A 21,859-nucleotide genomic window follows, 5' to 3' on the forward strand; every position below is an offset into this window, starting at 1 on the left:
GGGTCGAGTACCTGCTTATCGCACTGTTCCCACCGCGGGTCGATAGGTGCTCACCAGAACCGACGCGGTGACCTCGAGGGTCTGGGGCAATCCGGTGAGGCGCTCGTCCGCCGCGGTGGTGTGATGAGCGGACGGCCCCATACCGACGATATGCGCCACCTCGGCTCGGTCGAGCGCCATCGGGTATTCCACCAGGCGCTGCTCTACCGGCTCGAAATGTCCCGCCATCGCGGCGTCGAGCCTGCGGTCCTTGTCCGGGTCGACGCGCACCATACTCAGCGGATCGATCAGTTCGCCGAGATGGCGTTCGGTAGGGGTGGCGACGACGAAGCGGCCGTCCGGGGCGAGTGCCCTGGCGACCTCGCCGGGATTACGTGGTGCGAAGACGGAGAGTGCGCCGGCGAGCGCGCCGTCGCGAAGGGGTAACCCGCGCCAGGCATCGGCCAGCACCGCCGCGGCCCGTGGATGGGCACGAGCGCATCGCCGGACCGCCGGCTTGGCCACGTCCAGCGCGATACCGAGTGCCTGTGGAGTGGCGTCGAGTACCCGAGCGAGGTAATAGCCCGTACCCGCGCCGACTTCCAGCACCGCGCCCGCGCGCACACATGCGGTCATGGTATGCGTCACCGCATCGGCGATCGGGATGAAGTGCCCGCCGCGCTGGAAAGCGGCCCGCGCGTCGAGCATGGCCGCCGTGTCCCCGGTCATCTTGGTGGATGCGCCGGTCAGGAGGCTGACATAGCCCTGCCTGGCGATGTCGAAGCTGTGCCCGTATCCGCAGCGCAGTACCCGATCATATGCTTCGAGCTCGGGCTCCTCGGGAACCCGCTGTGCCCGCATACATTCGGGGCAGGCCAGAAAACCGGCCGCGGCGGTGAGAGCCGAATGCTCAGCTCCGCCCACTCAGCTGGTGACACTCTTCAGTTCGTCACCGAGCGCCGCTGCTTCGTCCGGCGTGAGTTCGACGACTAGACGCCCGCCACCCTCGAGTGGAACTCGCATGACGATTCCACGACCTTCCTTGGTCGCCTCGAGGGGACCGTCCCCGGTGCGGGGCTTCATGGCCGCCATCCTCTGCTCCCTCCAGATCTGCGCGGTCTGCTGCGCATTGTCCTAGGCACTCCAGTTGTTACCAACCAGCGAGCTCGCCGGCTTTTGGCGAACTACGCTCGTCCTATTCTTCCCTATCGCGGATGTGGACGGATACCTGAGTTCGAAAAGTTCACGGCAGGGCGGTGCTGGACCGGTAATTGTCCACCCAGCAATCGGCCAGGTGATCATCGACCATGCCGGTTGCCTGCATCAGGGCGTACGCGGTAGTCGGGCCGACGAAACGAAATCCTATTCGCTTCAATTCCTTTGCCAGAGTGACTGATTCGGTTGTTTCAGCGGGTACGTCGGCGCTGCTGCGCGGGCGCGGGCGCGGTGCTGGTGCGAATGACCAGAGCAGCTCGTCCAAGCCGATATCGAGATCACGGGCAACACGCGCGTTGGCGATCGCCGCGTCCACCTTGAGCCGATTGCGGACGATGCCCGCATCGGACATCAGCCGGGCGCGGTCGGCCTCGTCGAACTCTGCGACGCGCTCGATCGAGAACCCTGCGAACGCCGCACGGAAAGCCGGGCGCTTCCGCAGGATGGTCAGCCAGGACAAGCCGGACTGGAACGCCTCCAGGCACAGTCGCTCGAACAAGGCGTCATCGCCGTGTAGCGGTTTACCCCACTCTTCGTCGTGATACCTCTGATAGAGGGGATCGGCGAACTGTCCCTTCGTTCCCCAACACGTGCCCTGACCTGCTCGGATCTCGTTCACAGGCCTATTCAACCATCGCGGCGTCGGCCGGATGGTCGCAGTAATCAGCCGCGACTGGTGATCACAACCGGTTCGAGATCATCCGGTATTCCGGCCAAGGCCGATTCGGGAATGCCGAGCACCCTGGCGGTTACATCCCGCGGAATGGAATTCAGTGCGCCACGAAGGCCGATATCGTCATAGGGTTCCTGGGCGCTGGTATTGAAAACGATCAACACTTCGAGGGGTGTGTCGGTTCGAGCGTTCTCGAAGTAGTGGAAGTAGCCCTGCGGGGCGAAGACGAGATCACCCGGATGCGCCTCGAAGACATCGGTGCGGTAACGGCCGTCGGGATGGGTGCCGAGGATGGTCCATTTGGCGCTGCCGGAGATGTGATAGTTCAGCTCCCACGCAGTGGGGTGCCAGTGCGGCTCGCGGATACCGCCCGGCTCCAGCCGGACCGAATACACCGATCCGTTCTGTCCGGCCAACACCGGAAAGTTGTTCTCGTGCGCGCCCCGTAGGTTGCCGCCATCGAATTGCTTCGGCTCGCTGGCGCTGAGGCGGAACAAATGCGAAGAGTCGTTGAGGTTCTCGTCCACCTCGCCGGTGTTCGGTAAGCCGCTCGGCGCTGCCTCCGCGCACGCGGCTGCCGCAGTGGCCAAGCCTGCCCCCAGCGCGGCACCGGTCCCGAGCGCGGCGCGGCGGCTCATTCCCGGCCTGTCGGGCGGCGAATCGTTCGACATGGCGCTCCATTCTTCGCGTGGTACTCGGTGACAACGCTCAACGGTGCGGATTGCCGAAGGTCTCGACCTCGGAAGTGTATCTCCCGATCGCGGAAATGAAGGGACGGCAGTATCGCTTTCACCCGGTGTCGATACACACCTGTCGCATGGTGGGGCGCGGTTGTCCGGATACGGCTACTTCGGCTCTGGTCCCACCGGTGCCTGCGACCGCGCGGCCAGCTGGTGTTGGAGTTCATCGATCCGGGCGGCCAGCCTGGCCAGCGCCCAATCCACTTCGCTGGCCTTGTAGCCACGTACTGCCTGCTGGAACCGGAGCGCGCGCACATCCGCTCCGGTGATGCCCTCGACAGGCAGTACGGTGGCCGTGGTATCCGCAGGCAACGGACCCAGCTCTTCCGACCGCCCGAACACCGTACTGGCCAGGAAGAACAACACCGCGGCGATCAATCCGACGAACAGCACATACTGCAACAGGGTTGGCATGCCCCGAGCTTAGGTCGTCGTGGGGTTCGCCTATAGGTGGCGGGTGGTGTCGATGCCGAGGGACATGCCTGCGAGACCGCGGCGGCGTACTGCGAGTTTTCCTGCGATTTCCAGTAGCGCTTTGGCTGCCGGGTTCTGTGGATCGCGCAATACCAGCGGGGTGCCTTCGTCACCTGATTCGCGCAGCGTCTGCTCGATGGGAATCTGACCGAGCAGTGGCACGGTGGCGCCGACGGCGCGGGTGAGTCGATCGGCGACGGCCTGTCCGCCGCCGGAGCCGTACAGGTCCATCCTGGTGCCGTCGGGCAGGTCCAGCCAGGACATGTTCTCTACTACGCCCGCGATCCGCTGACGGGTCTGCAGCGCGATCGCGCCTGCCCGTTCGGCTACTTCGGCCGCCGCGGGCTGCGGAGTGGTGACGACCAGGATTTCGGCGCCGGGGATCAGCTGCGCGATGGAGATGGCGACATCACCGGTGCCAGGCGGCAGGTCGAGCAGCAGGACGTCCAGGTCGCCCCAGAACACGTCGGCGAGGAACTGCTGCAACGCTCGGTGCAGCATGGGTCCGCGCCACACTACGGGGGTGTTGCCCTGGGTGAACTGCGCGATCGAGATCATCTTCACGTCGTGCGCGACGGGCGGCATGATCATCCGTTCGACCTGTGTCGGCCTGGCGTCGGTACCGAGCATGCGCGGAATGGAGTGGCCGTAGATATCCGCGTCAAGTACGCCCACGGACAGGCCACGTGTGGCCATCGCGGCGGCGAGATTCACCGTGACACTGGATTTGCCGACACCGCCCTTACCGGAGGCGACCGCGTAGACCCGGGTCAGTGAGCCCGGCTGTGCGAATGGGATGACCGGGTCGGCCGAGTCGCCGCGCAACTGTTTGCGCAGTGCGGTGCGCTGCTCATCGTTCATGACGTCGAGCTCGACGGTCACCGCGCCCGCACCGGGTACGTCAGCGACGGCTTTGGTCACCCGCTGCGTGATCTCGGTGCGCAACGGGCAACCCGCTGTCGTGAGATAGATCTCTACATGGACATCGCTCTGAGCGCCGATAGTGATGCTCTTCACCATGCCTAGCTCGGTGATCGGCTTACGGATCTCCGGGTCGTCGACCTTCGCGAGGGCACCTCGCACATCCGATTCCGTAACCACTGACATGGCAGAAATTTTAGGGGTGTCAAATTCTCGGTAGGTCCCCGGGCCGGGGTGGCATCCCGGTGCTGTAGGAATTTTCCCAGGCCATGACGTTCGTGACGTACGCCATGGAGTGGTTGTAGCGCAGGATCGCCTTGGCCTTCTGGGCCGGGTCGAGCATGTTCGACCCGCCATCACACAGATACTTCCCCGCGGTCAGTGCGGCATCGAAGAAATTCTGCGGATCGGCTACGCCGTCGCCGTTGCCGTCGGCCGCGTAGTGCTTCCAGGTTTCCGGCAGGAACTGCATCGGGCCGATCGCGCGGTCGTAACCGGCCGAGCCGTCCAGCGCGCCCTCGTCGGAGTCGTAGACGATATGGTTGCCGGTGAGTGAGCCGTCCAGTACCGGGCCATAGACCGGGCTCAGTGGATTGCCCTCGGTATCGGCCTTGCCGCCGAACGCGTGCGTCGACTCCACCCGGCCGATACCGGCCAGCAGTGACCACGGCACCGCGCATATCGGATTCTCCACCGCTAGAACACGCTCCGCGTTCTGGTAGGCCGCGGCGGCGATACCGGGAATGCCATGTGGGCCCGCGGGTAGCGCGGCAGGCTGGCGACCGTCGGGCAATGCAACGGTTTTCACGATCGGAGCCGCAGTGGGCACCGGCTTCGCCATCGCGTGCGAGATGGGTTCGCCCGCGGCGGCGGATGCGGTGGTTTGCCGCTCGGCGCTGTACGTATCGGGATGGCCCTGCGTATCGGGATGGCCCTGCGCGCCGGGATTCTCGTCCTGAGCGCCTGCCGTGACCGAAACGGGCACTGCGCTGCCGCCGGCGGAGACCGGCGTACCTGTTACGAGACCAGCGGGAAACAGCCCGGTCAACGCGATAACGGAATTCCTTCTGCCGGTGGCGGGCTGCTGCTTTCGATGACGTCCCATGGTGCGGTGCCCCTCCCTGGCTTACGGTGCGCTTTGCGTTGTGCCCCAGGGAGGTTACCGTATTCGAGACCTTTTTGTTACTGCTTCGTGATCTTCTTTCGGGCGGGGATCATGGCCGGGGTGGTGCGGGGAGGGGGATGACGATGCCGAAGGGCAGAGTGATGGCGGGTTGGGGGACGAGGGGTTGGGGGATGGGTTCGGGTTGGGCTGGTGCGGCGGCGGATCCGGGTCGGTCCGATGGGGTGGCCGGCTCGGACCGCTCTAGTCGGGGTGCCTGCTCCGGCGGGGTTGCCGGGGTTGCCGGGGTTGCCTGCTCTGGCGGAGGTGCCGGGGTTTCGGGTTCGAGGGGGGTGGTGGTCGGTCCGGGATCGGTGCGTGGTGCGGTGCCCTGAGTGAGGACCGGGTCGGGAGCAGGGACCGCGCCGGGGCGTGCGCAGCCGGCGATATGTCTGCCGGGTTGCCCGTTCACCGTTGTGCCCCCTATGTCAGTGGGCGTGGCGCCATAGGGTTGCGCCGATGCCAGCGGTGTGTATTCGATCGCGGGCCGGTTCGTACCCGGCATCGGCGCTGGAACCGGCTGCACCACACATGGATCACCCGGCCAGGTGGGTGGTGCGGGGCAGAGAATGCCGCACGGGATCGGCGGCAGGCCTGGAATGGTGATCATTACCTGGGCGGGCGGCTGCGGCTGTTCCGTGGTGGGTTCCTGCTGCTCCGGATCGGTGGAAGGAGGGGAGTAGTCGACTATGATCGCCTCCGGTGCCCGTGGCGTGGGCGAGGCCGTCCCCGGTGGGATCGCTCCGGGTGGAATCAGTACCTGTACCGGTGCCCCGCCGCTGCGGTAGGCGATCGACCAGCTCAATACGTTCGCCGCGTACGCTACCGAGTTGTTGTATCGCAGTACCGCTCGCAACTCCTGGGCCGGGTCGCGCAGATTCAACCCCCCCGAGCACAGATACTTTCCCGCGGCCAATGCCGCATCGAACACATTGTGCGGATCGGCCACGCCGTCACCATTGCCGTCCGCCTCGTACATCTTCCACGTGCTCGGCAGGAACTGCATCGGGCCCATCGCCCGTACATACCCGCCGTGGTCGTCCGGGATGATCTCGTTACCCGGCAAACTGCCGTCGAGGGCCGGGCCATAGATCGGTTGCACTGTCGTACCTGTTGAGTCGGTACGGCCACCCCTGGCATGTCCTGACTCGATCCGTCCGATGCCAGCCAGCAGGCTCCACGACAATCCGCACCCTGGTGTCGAGGCCGCCAACGACAGCTCCGCGTTCCGGTAAGCCGCCAGCACCACTTCGGGAATCCCGAGGGCGCCGCTCCCCGTCGACGGCAGCGTAACGTCCTGTACCGGAACCGCGCCCGCGAGCGGTGTCACTGCCCGCAACCGCCGCGGGCCCGCCGCCGTCACCGGCAGGAATCCCACGATCCGAGACAATTCCGTATCCCTGGCCACCGTGCCCGATGCCGACGTCTCCGGTGACTGAACCAGCTGCGATGTCCGCGGTGCCGAGCCGCTGGCTACGACACCGGCGACAAGTAGAGCCGAGACTGTTACCGGAACAGATACACGCATTCGGCCACACCCAATCCTCGACGTCACGGTAGCGGGTGTCCAGGGCATCCCCGCCCGGGCCGCTCAGGACAACGTGATACAGGTTACCCACCGGTCAGGTCATTGTTCGGTATTTCCGGCCGATCATCAGTTACTCCCGGCGAAACCGGTTTCCCAGCCCGCTTTCGGCCGGATCTTTTCTTGCGATCGGTTTTTTCGGATCCTTCTGGGCGAGTCTTGCTGTTCGGGAATTCCGTGGACTCGATCCGATCCAGAATCCCTTTCATCTCTTCCAATTCGCGGCGCAGGTAGTCGCGGGTGGCCACCTCGCCGACCGCGATTCGCAGTGCCGCGAGTTCGCGGGCGAGAAACTCGGTGTCCGCCTTGGTTTGCGCGGCCCGTACCCGATCTTCCTCCAGCGCAACCCGGTCCCGGTTGTCCTGCCGATTCTGCGCGAGCAGGATCAGTGGCGCGGCATACGCGGCCTGGGTGGAGAATGCCAGGTTCAACAGGATGAACGGATACGGGTCCCACTGCAGCGTGATCACGAAGGCGTTCACCGCGATCCAGAGCAGCACCACGATCGTCTGGATCGCCAGATACCGTCCGGTGCCGAGGAACCGGGCCACCCGCTCACTGCTGCGGGCCAGCGCCTCGGCATCCCAATCCAGCCGGAACCGGGTTTCGACCGGGGTCTCCAGCCGCTGGCGGGCATTACTGTAGCCGAGTCGTGTCACCGGGTCCTTGTCACTCATGCTGGTAGTCCTTTCCAGCACGAGCGGGGCCCTGCGTGGTGATGCTGCGCTGCCTCCTACGGGCCTGACCGCTCATGCTGTTTCTTCCTGGTCGCGCCAGTCCTCAGGGAGCAGATGATCGAGCGCGTCATCGACGGTGACTGCCCCGAGCAGGTGGTTCTCCTCGTCCACCACCGGACCGCAGACCAGGTTGTAGGTCGCGAAGTAGCGGGTTACCGCGGTCAGCGGAAGCTCGGGGCGCAGTGTCGACAGATCGGTGTCCATAATGCCGCCGACCAAATGGGCTGGGGGTTCGCGCAGTAACTGCTGGATATGCACCGTGCCCAGATAGCGGCCGGTCGGTGTGGCGGTCGGCGGCCGGACGACGAACACCATGGAGGCCAGCGCGGGGGTCAGATCGGGATTGCGTACCCGGGCCAGTGCCTCGGCCACTGTGGTCGACGGAGTCAGGATGACCGGTTTCGGCGTCATCAGACCGCCCGCGCTGTACGGGGAGTGCTCGAGCAGTCTGCGGACGGGTTCGGATTCTTGCGGGTCCATCAAGGCGAGCAGCGATTCGGCCTCGCCCTCGGGAAGTTCGCCCAACAGGTCGGCGGCGTCATCCGGGTCCATCGCCTCCAGGAGGTCGGCGGCTCGGCGCACCTCCAGATGGCTGAGCAACTCGACCTGCTCGTCATCGGGCAGCTCCTGTACGACATCGGCGAGGCGTTCGTCATCCAGCGCGATGGCTACTTCGACACGACGCTTCTCCGGTAGTTCGCGCAACAACTGCGCCACATCGGCCGGGCGCATTCCTTCGAACTGCTCCAGCAGTTGGGTGACGTGCTGTCCCGGTCTGCTGATCTCGTACGGAGTCAGGCCGGAGACCGCGCTCCACTGCACCACATGTATCGTGCGCCTGCGCCCGAGCCTGCGGTGACCGCGTACCGCGACCCTGGTGACCAGCCAGTCCCTGCCACGGGCCTGCTCGATGCCGAGATCGGCCACATGCACATCGACTCCGGCCAGGTCGGGCAGGTCCGGGTCTTCCACCTGCACCGTGGAATCCACGATTTGCGCCAAGGCGAGCATCTCACCGGGGCGCTGCGTGAAACGCCGTAGGCTGACTGTTCCGGTATTCAGCGTGACTACGCCCGGCTCGATCGCGGTGACTCGCAAGATCGGTACGAAAATGCGTCGTCGGGTGAACAATTCGACCACCAAGCCGTGTACCCGCGGTTGCTGGCGGTCATAGCGAATTGCTACGACGACATCCCGGATTCGGCCGATAGACTCGCCGTCTGGTCCCAGCACCACCAGGCCGGCGAGCCTGGCGACGTACACCCTGGTAGCTGCCATGCTGCCAGGCTAAAGGTTCGCCGACGGAATGTTCGTACCGCGCCACCATCGAGGGAGTGATCATGAGGCCGCGCCGTTCTGTGCTCGCCTGCCCTGGCAGCAGTAAGAAGATGATCGAGAAAGCCAAGACGTTGCCGGTCGACGAAGTATTTCTCGATCTGGAGGACGCGGTCGCGCCGGTCGCCAAAGCTGAGGCACGTGCGAATATTGTTGCAGCGCTTAATGATTCCGGCTGGGGACAGCAGCTGCGTGTGGTCAGGGTGAACGACTGGACCACCGAATGGACTTATACCGACGTTATTTCCGTGGTCGAAGGCGCGGGCGCGGTGCTGGATGCGATCTTATTACCCAAGGTGACCGATGCTGGTCAGGTGCGCGCGCTCGACTTGCTGTTGACTCAGCTGGAAAAGGTATGTGGCCTGGATATAGGCCGGATCGGTATCGAACCGCAGATAGAGAATGCGCTGGGATTGCGCAATATCGATGCGATCGCTACGGCGAGCCGCCGGGTGCAGGCCTTGGTTTTCGGGCCGGCCGACTTCATGGCAGGTATCAATATGCGGACTCTCGTGGTCGGTGAACAACCGGAGGGATACGACACGGGTGATGCTTATCACCACATTCTGATGACCATCCTGCTCACCGCCCGCGCCCACGGCCTCCAGGCAATCGACGGGCCGTATTTACAGATCCGGGATGTCGAGGGGTTCCGGCGAGCGGCCGCGCGCACCGCGGCGCTCGGCTTCGATGGTAAGTGGGTGCTGCACCCGAGCCAGATCGAGGCGGCGAACGAGGTCTTCAGCCCGCGTCAGGCGGATTACGATCGTGCCGAAATGATCTTGGATGCTTATGCCTTCCACACCTCGCCCGCCGGTGGTGCCAGGGGCGCGGTGATGCTCGGTGACGAGATGATCGATGAGGCGAGTGCCAAGATGGCTCAGGTGATCGCGGAGCAGGGCCGGGCCGCCGGAATGACGCGCACCACGCGTTTCACTCCACCACAGCATCCTTCGTGATAGCAGAATAGAGATATGACGAATCCCTTGGGGAACTCGAACCGTGCGCGGCAGGGCCTCCCGACGCCCCCGTCGGGCTGGCCGGTCGGCTCTTATCCGACGTATGCCGAGGCGCAGAAGGCGGTCGACTACTTGGCCGATAATCAGTTCCCGGTACAAGACGTGACCATCGTCGGTGTCGACCTGATGCAGGTAGAGCGGGTACTTTATCGGCTGACCTGGGGAAAGGTGATCGGCGGCGGCGTGGTGTCCGGCGCTTGGCTCGGCCTGTTCCTCGGTTTGTTGCTGAGCCTGTTCACCACCAGTGGCGCATTGGGGCCGCTGCTCGTCGGCTTACTCGGCGGCATCATCTTCGGCGTCATCTCGACCTCGATTCCGTACGCGGCGACCAGGGGACAGCGTGATTTCGCGTCCACCATGCAGTTGGTCGCGGGTCGTTACGACGTGTTGTGCGACCCGAAGTCGGCGGAACAGGCGCGCGATATGCTTGCGCGGCTGGCCATCTGAGGTATGGAAGCGCTGGAGACGGTCCGTGCTGAGGTACTCGGCCATTTCGGTGTGCCTGCCGCGAGTGTCGATGTCGCGTCGGTGACCTTTCTGGGTTTGGAACCGATCGAGATCCTGCGCATCGTCGAGGACGATCAAGTGCACTACCTGACACTCGGCGGGTCGAGGCATCCGATGGTTGATCCCACCGCGCTGCATGCCGATCCGGTGCGTGGGCCGCGCGCCGAGCTGGTTCTGACGCTGCGCTCCGGGGTCGGTGCGAGTTCGGGACTGGCCAGATCACTCGGTGTGCTTGCCGCCGCACCCGCGGTGGAAGGCATTGTGCTGCAGAATGATGCGCTGGTGGATTTGGGGGAGCCGATGTGGCATAACGCGCCGTTCGTCGCGGTTCTGCTCGGCGAGAGCGCGATCCCCGATGTGCCGTTGCCCGCACCGGCCGAACCGGTGCGCTACTTCGCGGTGACGCCGGTGACCGCGACCGAGGCGGCGTGGGTGCGGCTGCGGGGCGCGCAGGCATTGCGGGACGCGTGGCAGGAGGCCGGGATCGATGTGCGTGATCCGGGACGAGGCGCCGCGAGTCTGTGAATCGCGGCCGGAACGCGGCGGCCAGCGGATCGAATCCGTGCCGCTGTAGTAGTCATCAGCCTCATCGGCAGCGCTCATCGGTGCTGGAAGACGCGGTGCGGCTGCGGTATGGCACCCAGGCACGGTAAGACTGAGAGGGTGCGTATCGATCTGCATACCCATTCGACCGCGTCCGACGGTACCGACCATCCGGCCGAGCTGGTGCGGAACGCGACTGCCGCCGGCTTGGATGTCGTCGCGATCACCGATCACGACACCACGGCCGGCTGGGCGGCGGCCGTCGACGCGTTACCGAAGGGGATGACGCTGATCCGCGGCATGGAGATGTCCTGTCTCGGAGTGGGTGAGGACGGTTGGCCGGTGTCGGTGCACTTGCTGGCCTATTTGTTCGACCCGGCCGATCGCTGCTTCGCCGACGAACGCGAGCGGCTGCGTGCCGAACGGGTCGAGCGGCTGCGCGCGATGGCCGAACGGATGGCCGCCGACGGACTGCCGATCGATCCGGAGGCTGTGCTCGCCTCGGCCGGGCCGTCGGCGGGGCGCCCGCATCTGGCGCGGGCATTGACCGAAGCGGGGGTGGTGCCGAATGTGGGCGCGGCGTTCGCCGAGCTGCTCGCTCCGCACGGCCGGTACTACGTGGAAAAAGCCGATACCCCGTTGCGGCATGCGGTCGAGATGATCGCCAGTGCCGGAGGGGTCAGCGTGCTCGCGCACGTCAGGGCGCGCAAGCGTGGTCGTTTGCTCGCGCTCGACCATATCCGTGAGCTGGCCGATCTCGGGCTCGGTGGCCTCGAGGTCGCGCACCCCGACCACTCCGCGGCCGATCGCGCGCTCCTGACCGATCTTGCCGCCGAACTCGCCCTGCTCAGCACGGGTTCGTCGGATTACCACGGTGCGAACAAGTCTATTCGGCTGGGGGAATTCACCACGGAACCGGAGCAATTCGAGAAGCTGGTGAGCAAGGCCACCGGAGTGCCGGTGATCGCGTGGTGAAACTGCTGCGTGGGCTCAGCGGTCTCGTCGCAGCGGGAACTTTCGCAGGCATGCTCGTAGTGGTCGGTACCGCCGTGCTCGCGGACCGGCGTGGTTTTCCCGGGCCGGGCAACGAGTCCGTTTTCTGGCATGTGGTGGCCGCTGTGGTAGTTGTCGCGGCGCAGATCTACGCGGACCGGCATCGAGGTTCGGCAGCGTGCGCCGGGTCCGGGTTGGTCTTCCTCACCACTGGGCTCTTGTTGTGGACTCAGTGGTGGAGTTGAGACCGACTCAAGTCGAGCGCCGGAGCGGGCATCGTCGCGTGCTATTCGGTTGTCACCCCGGCCGCTTCCGCTACGCGGGCTGATTTCGGCCACTCGGCCCGATTCCCATGGCTCGGTCTGATTCCCACAGCGCCGCCTGCCGAATAGTGCGACAGCTCACTGTGCTGTGGCCCGTGTAGTGCGTTTTCTGTTTATCGGCGTGGAATTCCGCTGGATACTGACGCGTGCGATGACACAGGGGGCACCGGCTTGGCAACTCAGCTGTGTGGCTGGCAGAATATGGCAAACCCCTTGCCTACGCCACCGCCGGGTAAGGGAATTACGGAGGTCTTCGCATCGCGACGTACCGTCGCGGCCCGAAGGATCACACGGCATGTTCTACCTGGGCTCACCTGCCCAGTTCTTGCTTCGCGGATCGGTGCCGCCCATATCACCGAGATGGCGGCGATTCATATCGCAGCTGCCTCGAACATCCCGGTCAACGCACTCGATGAGCGTAGTGAAACAGCTTATATCTATTACCCGGTGGTAACTGTCCCCCGGTTTAGTCCGACTCGAGCAGGAGTGAAATCGTGTCACCTGTGACTGACGCACCGAACGCCACCGCAAGTCTTTCCGATATCACCAGCGACGAAATTTTCGCGGGACATCTCGGCGGCAAACTCTCGGTCGGACTCAGCGCGCCGCTGGAGACGCAGCGTGATCTCTCGATCGCCTACACCCCCGGCGTCGCCAGGGTCAGTCGCGCGATCGCGGAGGACGAGGCGCTGGCCAAGCGGTACACCTGGACCGATCGGCTGGTGGTTGTGGTCAGTGACGGCACCGCCGTGCTCGGTCTCGGCGATATCGGCGCGCGTGCCTCGCTGCCGGTGATGGAAGGTAAGTCCGCCCTGTTCAAGAAGTTCGCCGGGCTGGACTCGATTCCACTGGTGCTGGATACCAAGGATGTCGACGAGATCGTCGAAACCCTGGTGCGCTTGCGCCCGAGCTTCGGTGCGGTGAATCTGGAGGACATCTCCGCGCCGCGCTGCTTCGAGCTGGAGCGGCGGGTTATCGAGGCGCTCGACTGCCCGGTGATGCACGACGACCAGCACGGCACCGCGATCGTCGTGCTCGCCGCGCTCAACGGCGCCGCCAAGGTGCAGGGGCGCGGTATCGCGGATTTGAAAGTCGTCGTTTCCGGCGCGGGTGCGGCCGGTGTCGCGTGCGCGAACATTCTGCTCGCCGCGGGCGTCCGGGATGTCATCGTGCTCGACTCCAAGGGCATCCTGAGTCGTGAGCGCGATGATCTCAACGAGGTGAAGGCCGAGCTGGCCTCCCGCACCAATCCACGCGGCCGGACCGGTAGCGCGGCCGAGGCGCTTGCGGGTGCCGACGTGTTCCTCGGTCTGTCCGCGGGCCGGATCGCCGAGGGGCTCATCGCGTCGATGGCGCCGGGATCGATCGTCTTCGCCATGTCCAATCCGGATCCGGAGATTCACCCCGATGTGGCCCGCCGCTATGCCGCGATCGTGGCCACCGGCCGCAGCGACTTCCCGAACCAGATCAACAATGTGCTGGCCTTCCCCGGCGTCTTCCGAGGCGCGCTGGACGCGGGCGCCAGGCAGATCAGCGAGGGGATGAAGATCGCTGCTGCCGATGCCATCCTCAGCGTCGTCGCCGATGAGCTGGGCCCGGACAAGATCGTGCCGAGCCCGCTGGACCCGCGGGTGGCTCCGGCCGTCGCCGCGGCGGTGGCAGCCGCGGCCCGCGCCGAGGGCCTGGCGTAGCGCGAACTTTCCGCTGGTGCCGAGGGCGCCCCGTTCCTGATGGAGAGCGGGGCGCCCTCGGCGTCGGGGGTTCTTATGCGGTGCCGTACCTCCGTCGGGGAGAATGCGGTCCGCAGCATACGAATCGGTCGCTGGTGCGGCCGCAGGGGCATTCCGGGGTCGGTACTGTCCGTTTCGGCTGTTCTGTTGGCTGTGTCGGTTCGTCGGAGAGTGGGTGTCGCCGGATGAGGATGGTCGCGTCACAGCGAATGCTGGCCCGGTTCTTGGCCGTCGCGTCCGTCGCGCTGGTCGTATCCTGCGGTACTGCGGAACCGGAGCCGATCACCGTCGGGGCGGGTGATTCGGTGGAGTCCGCGGTGCTCGCCGAGATCTATGCCGGTGCGCTGGCGCGGACCGGCGCGCGCACCGAAGTCGTATCGCAGCTGGGCGGTCGGGCGGAGTACCTCGCCGCACTCGATGCGAATCGGATCCAGGTGGTCGGCGAGCACACCGGCTCGTTGCTGGCCTATTTCGATGACAGCGCGGTGGCTCAGCTGCCGGAGAAGGTGGCGGACGCGGTGAGTGCCGCGCTGCCAGAGGGGCTTGTGGTCTCCGATATGGCCGAAGGCGCCGATCTGCGGCCGCGCGTACTGCTCACCGACCAGCGGGCGGCGCACGAGACTGTGCGGTCCGTCGGCGATCTCGCTCCATACTGCGGCGAACTGATCGCGGGTGTGGCATCCGCGCCAGGCCTGCTACGGGGGACGGCCACGTTCGACCGGATCGCCGGATGTGATTTCGCGGCCACAGTGGCGTTCTCCGACCCGGTCGAGCTGCGAAAGGCATTGCTGGACGGACGGGTCCACGTTGGCGTACTGACCGTACCCCCGCCCCTCGTGCCGGATGCGACAGCCGGGCTGATCGTGCTGTCCGACGACGACTACGCGGTGCGTGCCGAGAACGTGCTGCCGCTGTTCCGGAAAGGGCTGCTCGACCAGCGGCAGATCACCAAGCTGAACTATGTCGCTGGTGAGCTGACCACAGCGGAACTGACCACCATGATCCGACAGGTTCGGGAGCGCGGCGCCACATCGGGCGACGTCGCGCGTGCCTGGTTGGACGCGCACGCCCTCTAGGAGTACTCCTGTCATCATCCGCTGCGGTGCATGCGGCGGATGGCAGATTTTTTTCCGTGCTCGGTGTTCTCCTTGTCCTTGGCTTACTCCGTACCGTATATTCCACGTGGAATATACGGTACGGACCATATGCGGTGTACGGCTACCGCTGAGCGGAAAAGGGCGTGCTGTGTCCTCCGGCCACCGAGAGGGCAAAGGGATGAGCAATGGAGGTGACAACCCATGGGACGAGCGCATTCACCGGTGACGCCATTGGCTATCGCCGTGCTCGCATTGCTGGAGGAGCGGCCGATGCATCCATATGAGATGTATCAGACGCTGATCTCTCGCCAGGAGGACAAACTCGTCAAGGTTCGACCCGGCTCGCTGTATCACACTGTAGCCAGACTGGACGATCAGGGATTCGTCTGCGCCGAAGGTGTCGACCGGGCGGGTAATCGGCCCGAACGCACCATCTATCGGATCACTGCCAGAGGAAGGGACGCGTTGCGGAATCGGATCGCCGAGATCGTGCGCCGTCCGGTTCCGGAGTATCCGATGTTCCCGATGGCACTGGCGGAGCTGCACAATGTGCCTGCACCGGATGCGCTCGCACTGCTGCGGGAACGGATCAGCCTGCTGGAAACCGAACTGGCCGATACCGATATGCGGATCTCCTGGATCGAGGGACAAGATATCCCGCCCCGCTACTGGATCGCGCTCCCATTTCTGCGGACGATGCTCGCCGCCGAAGTCGCCTGGGTCGAGGAGCTCGCCACCGCGATAACCAGTGGCGCACTCGAATGGGAGGACTTCGATTCCGAGACCGGCGCACGTACCGACACCACCATCGTTCCCGTCTCGCCACCGGCGCCGGGCCGGGCAGCGGCGCATCCCACCCCGAATGTTTCGGATACCTCGAATTAGGAAACGAATCTATGCCCACTCAACGCAATCCGTGGCTCGGGTTGGCCGCGCTGGTCGTCGGCATCTTCATGGTCCTGCTGGACATGACCATTGTCGCGGTGGCCAATCCGGCCATCATGACCGATTTGCACGCCGATATTTCGCAGGTGATCTGGGTGACCAGTGCCTATCTGCTCACCTATGCGGTACCGCTGCTGGTCGCGGGCAGGCTTGGTGATCGATTCGGCCCCAAGAACATCTATCTGCTCGGTCTGCTCGTGTTCACCGGCGCCTCGCTGTGGTGCGGATTGTCCGGCAGTATCGAGATGCTGATCGCCGCCCGCGCTGTGCAGGGCTTCGGCGCCGCCCTGATAGCACCGCAAACCATGGCTGTGATCACCAGGACCTTCCCGCCCGACCGGCGTGGCGCGGCCATGGGGCTGTGGGGCGGTGTCGCGGGACTGGCCACACTGGTCGGCCCGCTCCTCGGCGGTGTGCTGGTCGACAATCTCGGCTGGGAATGGATCTTCATCGTGAATGTCCCGATCGGCGTCATAGCCTTCGCGCTGGCGACCTGGCTGGTGCCGGCATTGCCGACCCACGAGCACAAGTTCGACATCCCTGGTGTGCTGTTGAGCGGTATCGGTATGTCCCTGCTGGTATTCGGTATTCAGGAAGGCAACAGCTACGACTGGTCGTCGCGAATCTGGTTGTTGATCGGCTCGGGCTTGCTGGTGCTCACCGCGTTCCTGGTCTACCAGGCCCGTAATACCAGGGAACCGTTGCTGCCACTGAGCCTGTTCCGGAACCGCAACTTCGCGCTGTCCAATACCGCTATCGCCGCGATGGGTGCGGCGGTGACCGCGCTGATGGTGCCGACGTACTTCTATCTGCAGGCCGTGCGCGAGATGTCGTCGACGAAGTCCGCGCTGGTTTTCGCGCCCATGGCCATCGTCACCGGCATCATGGCCCCTGTGATCGGTCGCTTCGCCGACCGAGTGCACCCGAGGGTGGTTCCGGGTATCGGGTTCGGTTTGTTCGCGCTGTCGGTGTTCTGGTTCGCGGCTCTGATGCGGCCGGACTCCCCGGTGTTCTGGTTCCTGGTGTCCGCGGCGGTGGCAGGTCTCGCCAATGCCTGCATCTGGGCGCCGCTGGCGGCCATCGCGACGCATGATCTGCCGGTGCGGCAGGCCGGTGCGGGCGCCGGTGTCTACAACACCACCCGCCAGGTGGGTGCGGTGCTCGGCAGCGCGGCGATCAGCGCCTTGATCACCGCCAGGTTGACCGCGAACGGTCTCGGTGGTGCCAAGGTCGCCGAGGGCGGTGCGGGGCAAGGCCCGATCCCGGAAGCGGGTAAAGCTCCCTTCAGTACCGCACTGAGCCAGGCCACGCTGCTTCCCGCGAGCATCCTGCTGATCGGTGCTATCGCTTCGGCGTTGTTCATCCGCCACGGCAAATCCGTTTCCGTGGCGTCGAAGCAAGACCACACCAGAGCCGATTCGCTGGTGAGCTGACACATCCGAACACCGCCCGACCGATCCCGGCGACAAGTACTCGGCCAGGGTCGTCCGAAACAGGGCACGGCCCCGGCGAGCAGGGCGGGTTCAAGGGGCCGTCGCAACACTCTCGGTTGAGAGGTTGCGGCGACCGTGTGAACGTGCCCAGTTCGCCGGGGCCGTGCTTCACTTCCTCCGCCCAGGGTTTTCGAGCGACCCGAACCGGCAAGATCAATTGGAAATTATCCGGCTCTGGCCTGCTTTGGGGCAGCTGGGTCAGACGGTATGGTCCTGTTCCTCGTACTGCTCGACGAGTGATCGGTAGAAGCTGTTGTCCGGATCCTCCAGCGAGATGAGGTTGAGGCGGATGGTGACTTTTCGGCCTATGGCTGTCGAGTACCCATCCTCGGCCAAGCCGAGGTCTTCTACGACCATCTTGGCCAGTTCGTCCAGTTCTTCATCGGTCACATAGACCGCAAGGCGGCATTCGACCGGAGTGCTTTCCTGGTTGTAGACATCCCCCCACGCCCGATCCGCGAACTCGACGATTTCGAAGATCGGACCGAACGAGGTGAAACACGGGATGCGGTTCGGCCCACGGACCTGGTGAACGCTTTCCTCCAGCGCCAGCGCGACCGGATGGATTCCCTCACCCCCGAGGGAACCCGGCCCTGTGGCGTCGGGGAGGCCGAGTTCGACTGTGAGTTCCCATACCTGGCGTTCGTTATCGGCCACGTAAGGACCTTTCCATCAGCGTCTCCATTCTTGTCGATGTGGCAATGCTTCACCTTCCGCCCACGAGGTGTATCTGCCTGCGCCTGGTTCCAGGCGTCCCTATAAATCTGGGTTTCGTTCCCTCACGACGATATGACAGGCCGGTTCCGGTTGTTGTGCGGCTCAGTCGATTCGGACCATGATCGCGGGGTAACCGGTAGCGCCGTCGGGGACCGCGCCGCGGCGTTCGGCGGTCTGGGTTTCGCCGGTGCCGTCGGTGGCACGGGCGCGGATGATGTGCGAGCCCGCTGGAGCGTCCCAGTCGAAGATCCACTGACGCCAGGTGTCGATGGAGTATTCGTCCGCCAGCCGGGCCGGTTGCCAGGGGCCGTCATCGATCTGGACCTCTACCGCTCGGATGCCGCGATGCTGTGCCCATGCGACTCCCGCGATGGGGATCCGACCTGACCGCGCCCGGCCACGCGGGGTGTCGATGCGGATTCCGGTCTTGATCGGACCGCGCGCCGACCAGCCACGGCGGGTCCAGTAGGCCTCTGCTCGGTCGAAACGGGTTACTTCCAGCTCGGTAACCCATTTGGTGGCCGAGACGTAGCCGTAGAGGCCGGGCACAACCATACGGGCCGGGTAACCGTGTCGCACGGGAAGCGGCTCACCGTTCATCCCGATTGCCAACAGGGCAGGGCGTCCATCGGTGAGTACCGCGAGCGGAGTACCCGCGGTCCAGCCGTCGACGCTGTGCGAGAGCACCATATCGGCCTCGGGGTGCGGGCCCGCCTCGGCGAGTAGCCGATCCAGGCGGTAGCCGAGCCAGCGTGCGTTCCCGATCAGATCGCCGCCGATGGGATTCGATACACAGGCCAGGGTGATCAGGTGTTCCGTTGCAGGCAGGTCCGCTAAATCAGCCCAGCTGAGCAGGATTTCGCGATCGACCATGCCGTGGATGCGCAGCGACCAATCGTCGGTGGAGACATTCGGCACGATCAGCGCGGTATCGATGCGGTAGAACTCGTCGTTCGCGGTCGTGTACGGGGTCAGTCCGGGGACGCGCAGCTCCACACCTGGCGTCAGTGGCGCGGCGGGTGCGGTCGGTTCGGGTAGCCGCAGTGCGGCCCGTTCACCCGAGACATCTCGCCGCCACATTCCCAGTAGTCGTCCACCGACCCCGGCGGCCACGGCGAGGCCACCCGCGATCAGCAGCCCGCGGACGATCTGCCGTCGCTGCCGGCCGTGGCCGGTGCGCTCAGAGTCGGTGGACGCTGCCGTGGTCCGCGCTCCCGTGGTAGCGGTTGCCTGCACTATTTCGGTCTGCGCGGCAGCTACTTCGTCGATGCGGTAAGTCAGCATGCGCAGCGTAGCGATACCGGCGGCGATGCCGAGCACGGTCGGTAGGAGGCCGATAACGCCTGTTCCGGCGAGAGCCGCGCCCGCGGCGATTGTCCCGAAGGCGGCGAACAACCACGATCCAGTGGCGCGGCCGGTACGTTCGACCGCTCCGAGCAGCCCGGCGATGAAGACCGCGACCATGCCCATGAGCAGATACAGCACGGCCTTATCGCTCGTGCCGAATGTATCGATGGCCCACTCCCGTGGCCCCTCCGGCGTGTGCTCGACTACGGCCGCGCCGAGCGCGTCGAGCGGTGCGCTGCCCGCACCGGAGAAGACCGCGAGCAGTTCGGCGAGACCGAGCGCGACTCCCGCCGAGACAATCCCGGCCACTACTCGCATGCGCAGCTCAGCCATGTATTCGAGCCTAATGCCGGTGCACTGTGCATGGGGTGACCATTCGGTGACGGCGCACCGGGATCCGATGCGGTGTGGTCGGCGAATGTTCTTCGCCGACCACACCTTCCGGTAACTCGCTCAGTTGTAGATGCTTGCCACGTCCTCGGCGTGCTGTTTCATCACGACCGCGCGCTTGAGCGACAGCTTCGGGGTGAGCTCGCCGGTCTCCTGGGTCCAATCGGTGGTCAGCAAGCGGATCTTCTTGATCTGCTCGGCATGCGAGACCTTCTTATTGGTCTCGGCCACCGCGGCGTCCACCTCGGCGATCAGCTCCGGATTCTCGATCAGCTTCTCGATGGGCGTATCGGCGGGCAGATCGTGGCGTTCCTTCCAGCCGGGCAGCGCCTCCGGGTCCAGCGTGATCAGCGCGCCGATGAACGGCTGCCCGTCACCGACCACCATCACCTGGCTGATCAGCGGATTCGCCCGCAGCGAGTCCTCGAGCAGGGCGGGGGAGACGTTCTTGCCACCGGCGGTGACGATGATCTCCTTCTTGCGGCCGGTGATGGTGATGAAGCCATCGGCATCGATGGCGCCGAGATCGCCGGTCTTGAACCAGCCGTCTTCGAAGGCCTCCTCGGTGGCCTCCGCATTACCCCAATAGCCGCCGAACACCACAGAGCCACGCAGCAGCAGCTCGCCGTCCTCGGCGATCTTGGCGGCATGGCCTTCGATCGGCCTGCCGACCGTGCCGACCCGGATGTGCTCCGGGGTGTTCACGGAGACGGCCGCTGTGGTCTCGGTGAGACCGTAGCCTTCGTAAATGGTTACGCCGATACCGCGGAAGAAGTGGCCGAGCCGCGCGCCGAGCGGGCCGCCGCCGGAGACGGCCGCGAGGCACTGGCCGCCGAGAGCCGCCCGCAGCTTCGAGTAGACCAGCTTGTCGAACAGCGCGTGCTTCAGCTTGAGCATGATGCCGGGGCCGCCGCTGTCGAGCGACTCGCTCCACGCGATGGCGGTGGCGGCGGCGGCATCGAAGATCTTGCCCTTGCCCTCGTCGTGTGCCTTCTGCTTGGCGCTGTTGTACACCTTCTCGAATACGCGCGGTACGGAGAGGATGAAGTGCGGCTGGTAGCTGCCGAACTGTTCGACCAGGGTGGACCAGTCGGAGGTGTGCGCGACGGTCACCTTGGCGTCGAACGCGGTCAGCGCGACGGCACGGGCGAAAACGTGCGCCAAGGGCAGGAACATCAGGGTCTTCTTGCCCTCATGAATATATTTGCGCAGCGAGATCTGGTCGGACCTGGACTCGGCGTAGAGATTCGCGTGGGTCAACATGACGCCCTTCGGGCGGCCGGTGGTGCCCGAGGTGTAGATCAAGGTGGCAGGTGACTGCGCACCGACCTGGGCGCGGCGCTCGTGCACAACCTGATCGTCCAGGTCGGCGCCCTGGGCGATCAGCTCATCCAGCGCGCCCTTGTCGATTTGCAGGGTCTCCCGCAAATCCGGCAGCGCCCCTGGTTCGATCTCGTCGATCACCGTGCGGTGCTTATCGCTGTCCAGGATCAGGATCTTGGTGGCCGAGTCCTGCAGGATCCACTTGGCCTGCTCCGCGGAGGAGCTGTCGTAGATCGCGACGGTGCAGCCACCCGCGGCCCAGATAGCGAAATCGAGGACGGCCCACTCGTACCGGGTCGGGGCCATGATCGCGACCCGATCGCCCAGTTCGAGCTCCGAAGCGATCAGGCCTTTCGCTACGCCGGTAACGGTCTTCGCGAATTCCTCGGCGGTGACGTCCCGCCAGCCGCCACTGCCGTCAGGCACGTTGAACAGTACCGAGTTCGGCGACTGTTCGGCATGCCGAAAGACGTTATCGGAATTGTTGGCATCGTCCGGAATGGTGTAGGAAGCCGGAGCTTCGAACTCGCGCATCAGTGCCCTTCCACGTGGGTTTACTCGTCAGTAATCTACGACACCTGCGTCAGGGCCGTGAGGTCGACCACCTTAAT

22 protein-coding genes are annotated in these 21,859 nt (G+C 65.1%); 9 read left to right on the forward strand and 13 right to left on the reverse strand.

Annotated elements, in window-relative coordinates; genetic code table 11:
- Positions 1 to 15 precede the first annotated feature (15 nt).
- The 10 genes from ACL02S_RS08470 to ACL02S_RS08515 form a co-directional block, all read right to left on the reverse strand.
- Positions 16 to 840, reverse strand: a complete 825-nt coding sequence (locus ACL02S_RS08470; RefSeq protein ID WP_412802075.1) for a putative RNA methyltransferase — start codon at positions 838 to 840, stop codon at positions 16 to 18.
- A gap of 63 nt (positions 841 to 903) precedes the next feature.
- A complete protein-coding gene (locus ACL02S_RS08475) occupies positions 904 to 1,071 on the reverse strand; it encodes a DUF3117 domain-containing protein (protein ID WP_011211259.1) in 168 nt (55 codons plus the stop codon).
- Between the two features lie 151 nt (positions 1,072 to 1,222).
- Positions 1,223 to 1,804, reverse strand: coding sequence for a DNA-3-methyladenine glycosylase I (locus tag ACL02S_RS08480; RefSeq protein ID WP_412802076.1), 582 nt, complete (start codon positions 1,802 to 1,804; stop codon positions 1,223 to 1,225).
- Positions 1,805 to 1,857: 53 nt separating this feature from the next.
- The gene (locus ACL02S_RS08485) at positions 1,858 to 2,538 is read right to left on the reverse strand and encodes a cupin domain-containing protein (RefSeq protein WP_412801774.1); all 681 of its coding nucleotides are present in this window, start codon (positions 2,536 to 2,538) and stop codon (positions 1,858 to 1,860) included.
- A 174-nt stretch (positions 2,539 to 2,712) separates the two neighbouring features.
- Positions 2,713 to 3,021, reverse strand: a complete 309-nt coding sequence (locus ACL02S_RS08490; protein WP_412801775.1) for a DivIVA domain-containing protein — start codon at positions 3,019 to 3,021, stop codon at positions 2,713 to 2,715.
- A 30-nt stretch (positions 3,022 to 3,051) separates the two neighbouring features.
- Positions 3,052 to 4,188: an Mrp/NBP35 family ATP-binding protein gene (locus tag ACL02S_RS08495; protein WP_412801776.1), complete on the reverse strand. Its 1,137-nt coding sequence runs from the start codon at positions 4,186 to 4,188 to the stop codon at positions 3,052 to 3,054.
- A 19-nt stretch (positions 4,189 to 4,207) separates the two neighbouring features.
- Positions 4,208 to 5,107 carry a lytic transglycosylase domain-containing protein gene (locus ACL02S_RS08500; RefSeq protein ID WP_412801777.1) on the reverse strand — a complete coding sequence of 300 codons (900 nt, stop codon included), beginning with the start codon at positions 5,105 to 5,107 and terminating at the stop codon, positions 4,208 to 4,210.
- Between the two features lie 109 nt (positions 5,108 to 5,216).
- On the reverse strand, positions 5,217 to 6,692 hold the full coding sequence (locus ACL02S_RS08505; RefSeq protein WP_412801778.1) for a lytic transglycosylase domain-containing protein: 1,476 nt from the start codon (positions 6,690 to 6,692) through the stop codon (positions 5,217 to 5,219).
- 83 nt (positions 6,693 to 6,775) lie between these two features.
- Entirely contained in the window at positions 6,776 to 7,426 is a 651-nt protein-coding gene (locus ACL02S_RS08510; protein WP_412801779.1) for a DUF1003 domain-containing protein, read from the reverse strand.
- Positions 7,427 to 7,498: 72 nt separating this feature from the next.
- Positions 7,499 to 8,764: a magnesium transporter MgtE N-terminal domain-containing protein gene (locus ACL02S_RS08515; RefSeq protein ID WP_412801780.1), complete on the reverse strand. Its 1,266-nt coding sequence runs from the start codon at positions 8,762 to 8,764 to the stop codon at positions 7,499 to 7,501.
- Between the two features lie 62 nt (positions 8,765 to 8,826).
- Between ACL02S_RS08515 and ACL02S_RS08520 the strand changes: the two genes are divergently transcribed.
- The 9 genes from ACL02S_RS08520 to ACL02S_RS08560 all read left to right on the forward strand — a co-directional run bounded on the left by ACL02S_RS08520 (position 8,827) and on the right by ACL02S_RS08560 (position 17,411).
- A complete protein-coding gene (locus ACL02S_RS08520; protein WP_412801781.1) occupies positions 8,827 to 9,780 on the forward strand; it encodes an HpcH/HpaI aldolase/citrate lyase family protein in 954 nt (317 codons plus the stop codon).
- Between the two features lie 15 nt (positions 9,781 to 9,795).
- Positions 9,796 to 10,287, forward strand: coding sequence for a YflT domain-containing protein (locus ACL02S_RS08525; protein ID WP_412801782.1), 492 nt, complete (start codon positions 9,796 to 9,798; stop codon positions 10,285 to 10,287).
- 3 nt (positions 10,288 to 10,290) lie between these two features.
- A complete protein-coding gene (locus ACL02S_RS08530) occupies positions 10,291 to 10,872 on the forward strand; it encodes a suppressor of fused domain protein (protein ID WP_412801783.1) in 582 nt (193 codons plus the stop codon).
- Between the two features lie 138 nt (positions 10,873 to 11,010).
- The gene (locus ACL02S_RS08535; RefSeq protein ID WP_412801784.1) at positions 11,011 to 11,865 is read left to right on the forward strand and encodes a PHP domain-containing protein; all 855 of its coding nucleotides are present in this window, start codon (positions 11,011 to 11,013) and stop codon (positions 11,863 to 11,865) included.
- Positions 11,862 to 12,128 carry a hypothetical protein gene (locus ACL02S_RS08540; protein WP_412801785.1) on the forward strand — a complete coding sequence of 89 codons (267 nt, stop codon included), beginning with the start codon at positions 11,862 to 11,864 and terminating at the stop codon, positions 12,126 to 12,128. Before ACL02S_RS08535 ends, ACL02S_RS08540 begins: the two co-directional genes overlap by 4 nt.
- A 572-nt stretch (positions 12,129 to 12,700) precedes the next feature.
- Positions 12,701 to 13,897 (forward strand): NAD(P)-dependent malic enzyme, encoded by a 1,197-nt coding sequence (locus tag ACL02S_RS08545; protein WP_412801786.1) that lies wholly within the window; start codon positions 12,701 to 12,703, stop codon positions 13,895 to 13,897.
- Positions 13,898 to 14,121: 224 nt separating this feature from the next.
- A complete protein-coding gene (locus tag ACL02S_RS08550; protein WP_412801787.1) occupies positions 14,122 to 15,012 on the forward strand; it encodes a glycine betaine ABC transporter substrate-binding protein in 891 nt (296 codons plus the stop codon).
- 222 nt (positions 15,013 to 15,234) lie between these two features.
- Positions 15,235 to 15,918 (forward strand): PadR family transcriptional regulator, encoded by a 684-nt coding sequence (locus ACL02S_RS08555; RefSeq protein WP_412801788.1) that lies wholly within the window; start codon positions 15,235 to 15,237, stop codon positions 15,916 to 15,918.
- A gap of 11 nt (positions 15,919 to 15,929) precedes the next feature.
- Positions 15,930 to 17,411 carry a DHA2 family efflux MFS transporter permease subunit gene (locus ACL02S_RS08560; RefSeq protein ID WP_412801789.1) on the forward strand — a complete coding sequence of 494 codons (1,482 nt, stop codon included), beginning with the start codon at positions 15,930 to 15,932 and terminating at the stop codon, positions 17,409 to 17,411.
- A gap of 258 nt (positions 17,412 to 17,669) precedes the next feature.
- Here the strand turns inward: ACL02S_RS08560 and ACL02S_RS08565 are convergent, their stop codons facing one another.
- The 3 genes from ACL02S_RS08565 to ACL02S_RS08575 form a co-directional block, all read right to left on the reverse strand.
- Positions 17,670 to 18,128: a hypothetical protein gene (locus ACL02S_RS08565; protein ID WP_412801790.1), complete on the reverse strand. Its 459-nt coding sequence runs from the start codon at positions 18,126 to 18,128 to the stop codon at positions 17,670 to 17,672.
- Positions 18,129 to 18,290: 162 nt separating this feature from the next.
- The gene (locus ACL02S_RS08570) at positions 18,291 to 19,868 is read right to left on the reverse strand and encodes a molybdopterin-dependent oxidoreductase (protein WP_412801791.1); all 1,578 of its coding nucleotides are present in this window, start codon (positions 19,866 to 19,868) and stop codon (positions 18,291 to 18,293) included.
- A gap of 120 nt (positions 19,869 to 19,988) precedes the next feature.
- On the reverse strand, positions 19,989 to 21,782 hold the full coding sequence (locus ACL02S_RS08575; protein WP_412801792.1) for an AMP-dependent synthetase/ligase: 1,794 nt from the start codon (positions 21,780 to 21,782) through the stop codon (positions 19,989 to 19,991).
- Positions 21,783 to 21,859 lie beyond the last annotated feature (77 nt).

The sequence above is a fragment of the Nocardia spongicola genome (assembly GCF_047200775.1).
Classification (GTDB): domain Bacteria; phylum Actinomycetota; class Actinomycetes; order Mycobacteriales; family Mycobacteriaceae; genus Nocardia.

Coding starts and splice junctions, on each gene's coding strand:
- ACL02S_RS08500 (WP_412801777.1), bottom strand. CDS start 5,107: ATGGGACGTCATCGAAAGCAGCAGCCCGCCACCGGCAGAAGGAATTCC.
- ACL02S_RS08495 (WP_412801776.1), bottom strand. CDS start 4,188: ATGTCAGTGGTTACGGAATCGGATGTGCGAGGTGCCCTCGCGAAGGTC.
- ACL02S_RS08575 (WP_412801792.1), bottom strand. CDS start 21,782: ATGCGCGAGTTCGAAGCTCCGGCTTCCTACACCATTCCGGACGATGCC.
- ACL02S_RS08510 (WP_412801779.1), bottom strand. CDS start 7,426: ATGAGTGACAAGGACCCGGTGACACGACTCGGCTACAGTAATGCCCGC.
- ACL02S_RS08560 (WP_412801789.1), top strand. CDS start 15,930: ATGCCCACTCAACGCAATCCGTGGCTCGGGTTGGCCGCGCTGGTCGTC.
- ACL02S_RS08475 (WP_011211259.1), bottom strand. CDS start 1,071: ATGGCGGCCATGAAGCCCCGCACCGGGGACGGTCCCCTCGAGGCGACC.
- ACL02S_RS08525 (WP_412801782.1), top strand. CDS start 9,796: ATGACGAATCCCTTGGGGAACTCGAACCGTGCGCGGCAGGGCCTCCCG.
- ACL02S_RS08550 (WP_412801787.1), top strand. CDS start 14,122: ATGAGGATGGTCGCGTCACAGCGAATGCTGGCCCGGTTCTTGGCCGTC.
- ACL02S_RS08490 (WP_412801775.1), bottom strand. CDS start 3,021: ATGCCAACCCTGTTGCAGTATGTGCTGTTCGTCGGATTGATCGCCGCG.
- ACL02S_RS08505 (WP_412801778.1), bottom strand. CDS start 6,692: ATGCGTGTATCTGTTCCGGTAACAGTCTCGGCTCTACTTGTCGCCGGT.
- ACL02S_RS08555 (WP_412801788.1), top strand. CDS start 15,235: ATGGGACGAGCGCATTCACCGGTGACGCCATTGGCTATCGCCGTGCTC.
- ACL02S_RS08470 (WP_412802075.1), bottom strand. CDS start 840: ATGCGGGCACAGCGGGTTCCCGAGGAGCCCGAGCTCGAAGCATATGAT.
- ACL02S_RS08520 (WP_412801781.1), top strand. CDS start 8,827: ATGAGGCCGCGCCGTTCTGTGCTCGCCTGCCCTGGCAGCAGTAAGAAG.
- ACL02S_RS08530 (WP_412801783.1), top strand. CDS start 10,291: ATGGAAGCGCTGGAGACGGTCCGTGCTGAGGTACTCGGCCATTTCGGT.
- ACL02S_RS08515 (WP_412801780.1), bottom strand. CDS start 8,764: ATGGCAGCTACCAGGGTGTACGTCGCCAGGCTCGCCGGCCTGGTGGTG.
- ACL02S_RS08485 (WP_412801774.1), bottom strand. CDS start 2,538: ATGTCGAACGATTCGCCGCCCGACAGGCCGGGAATGAGCCGCCGCGCC.
- ACL02S_RS08570 (WP_412801791.1), bottom strand. CDS start 19,868: ATGGCTGAGCTGCGCATGCGAGTAGTGGCCGGGATTGTCTCGGCGGGA.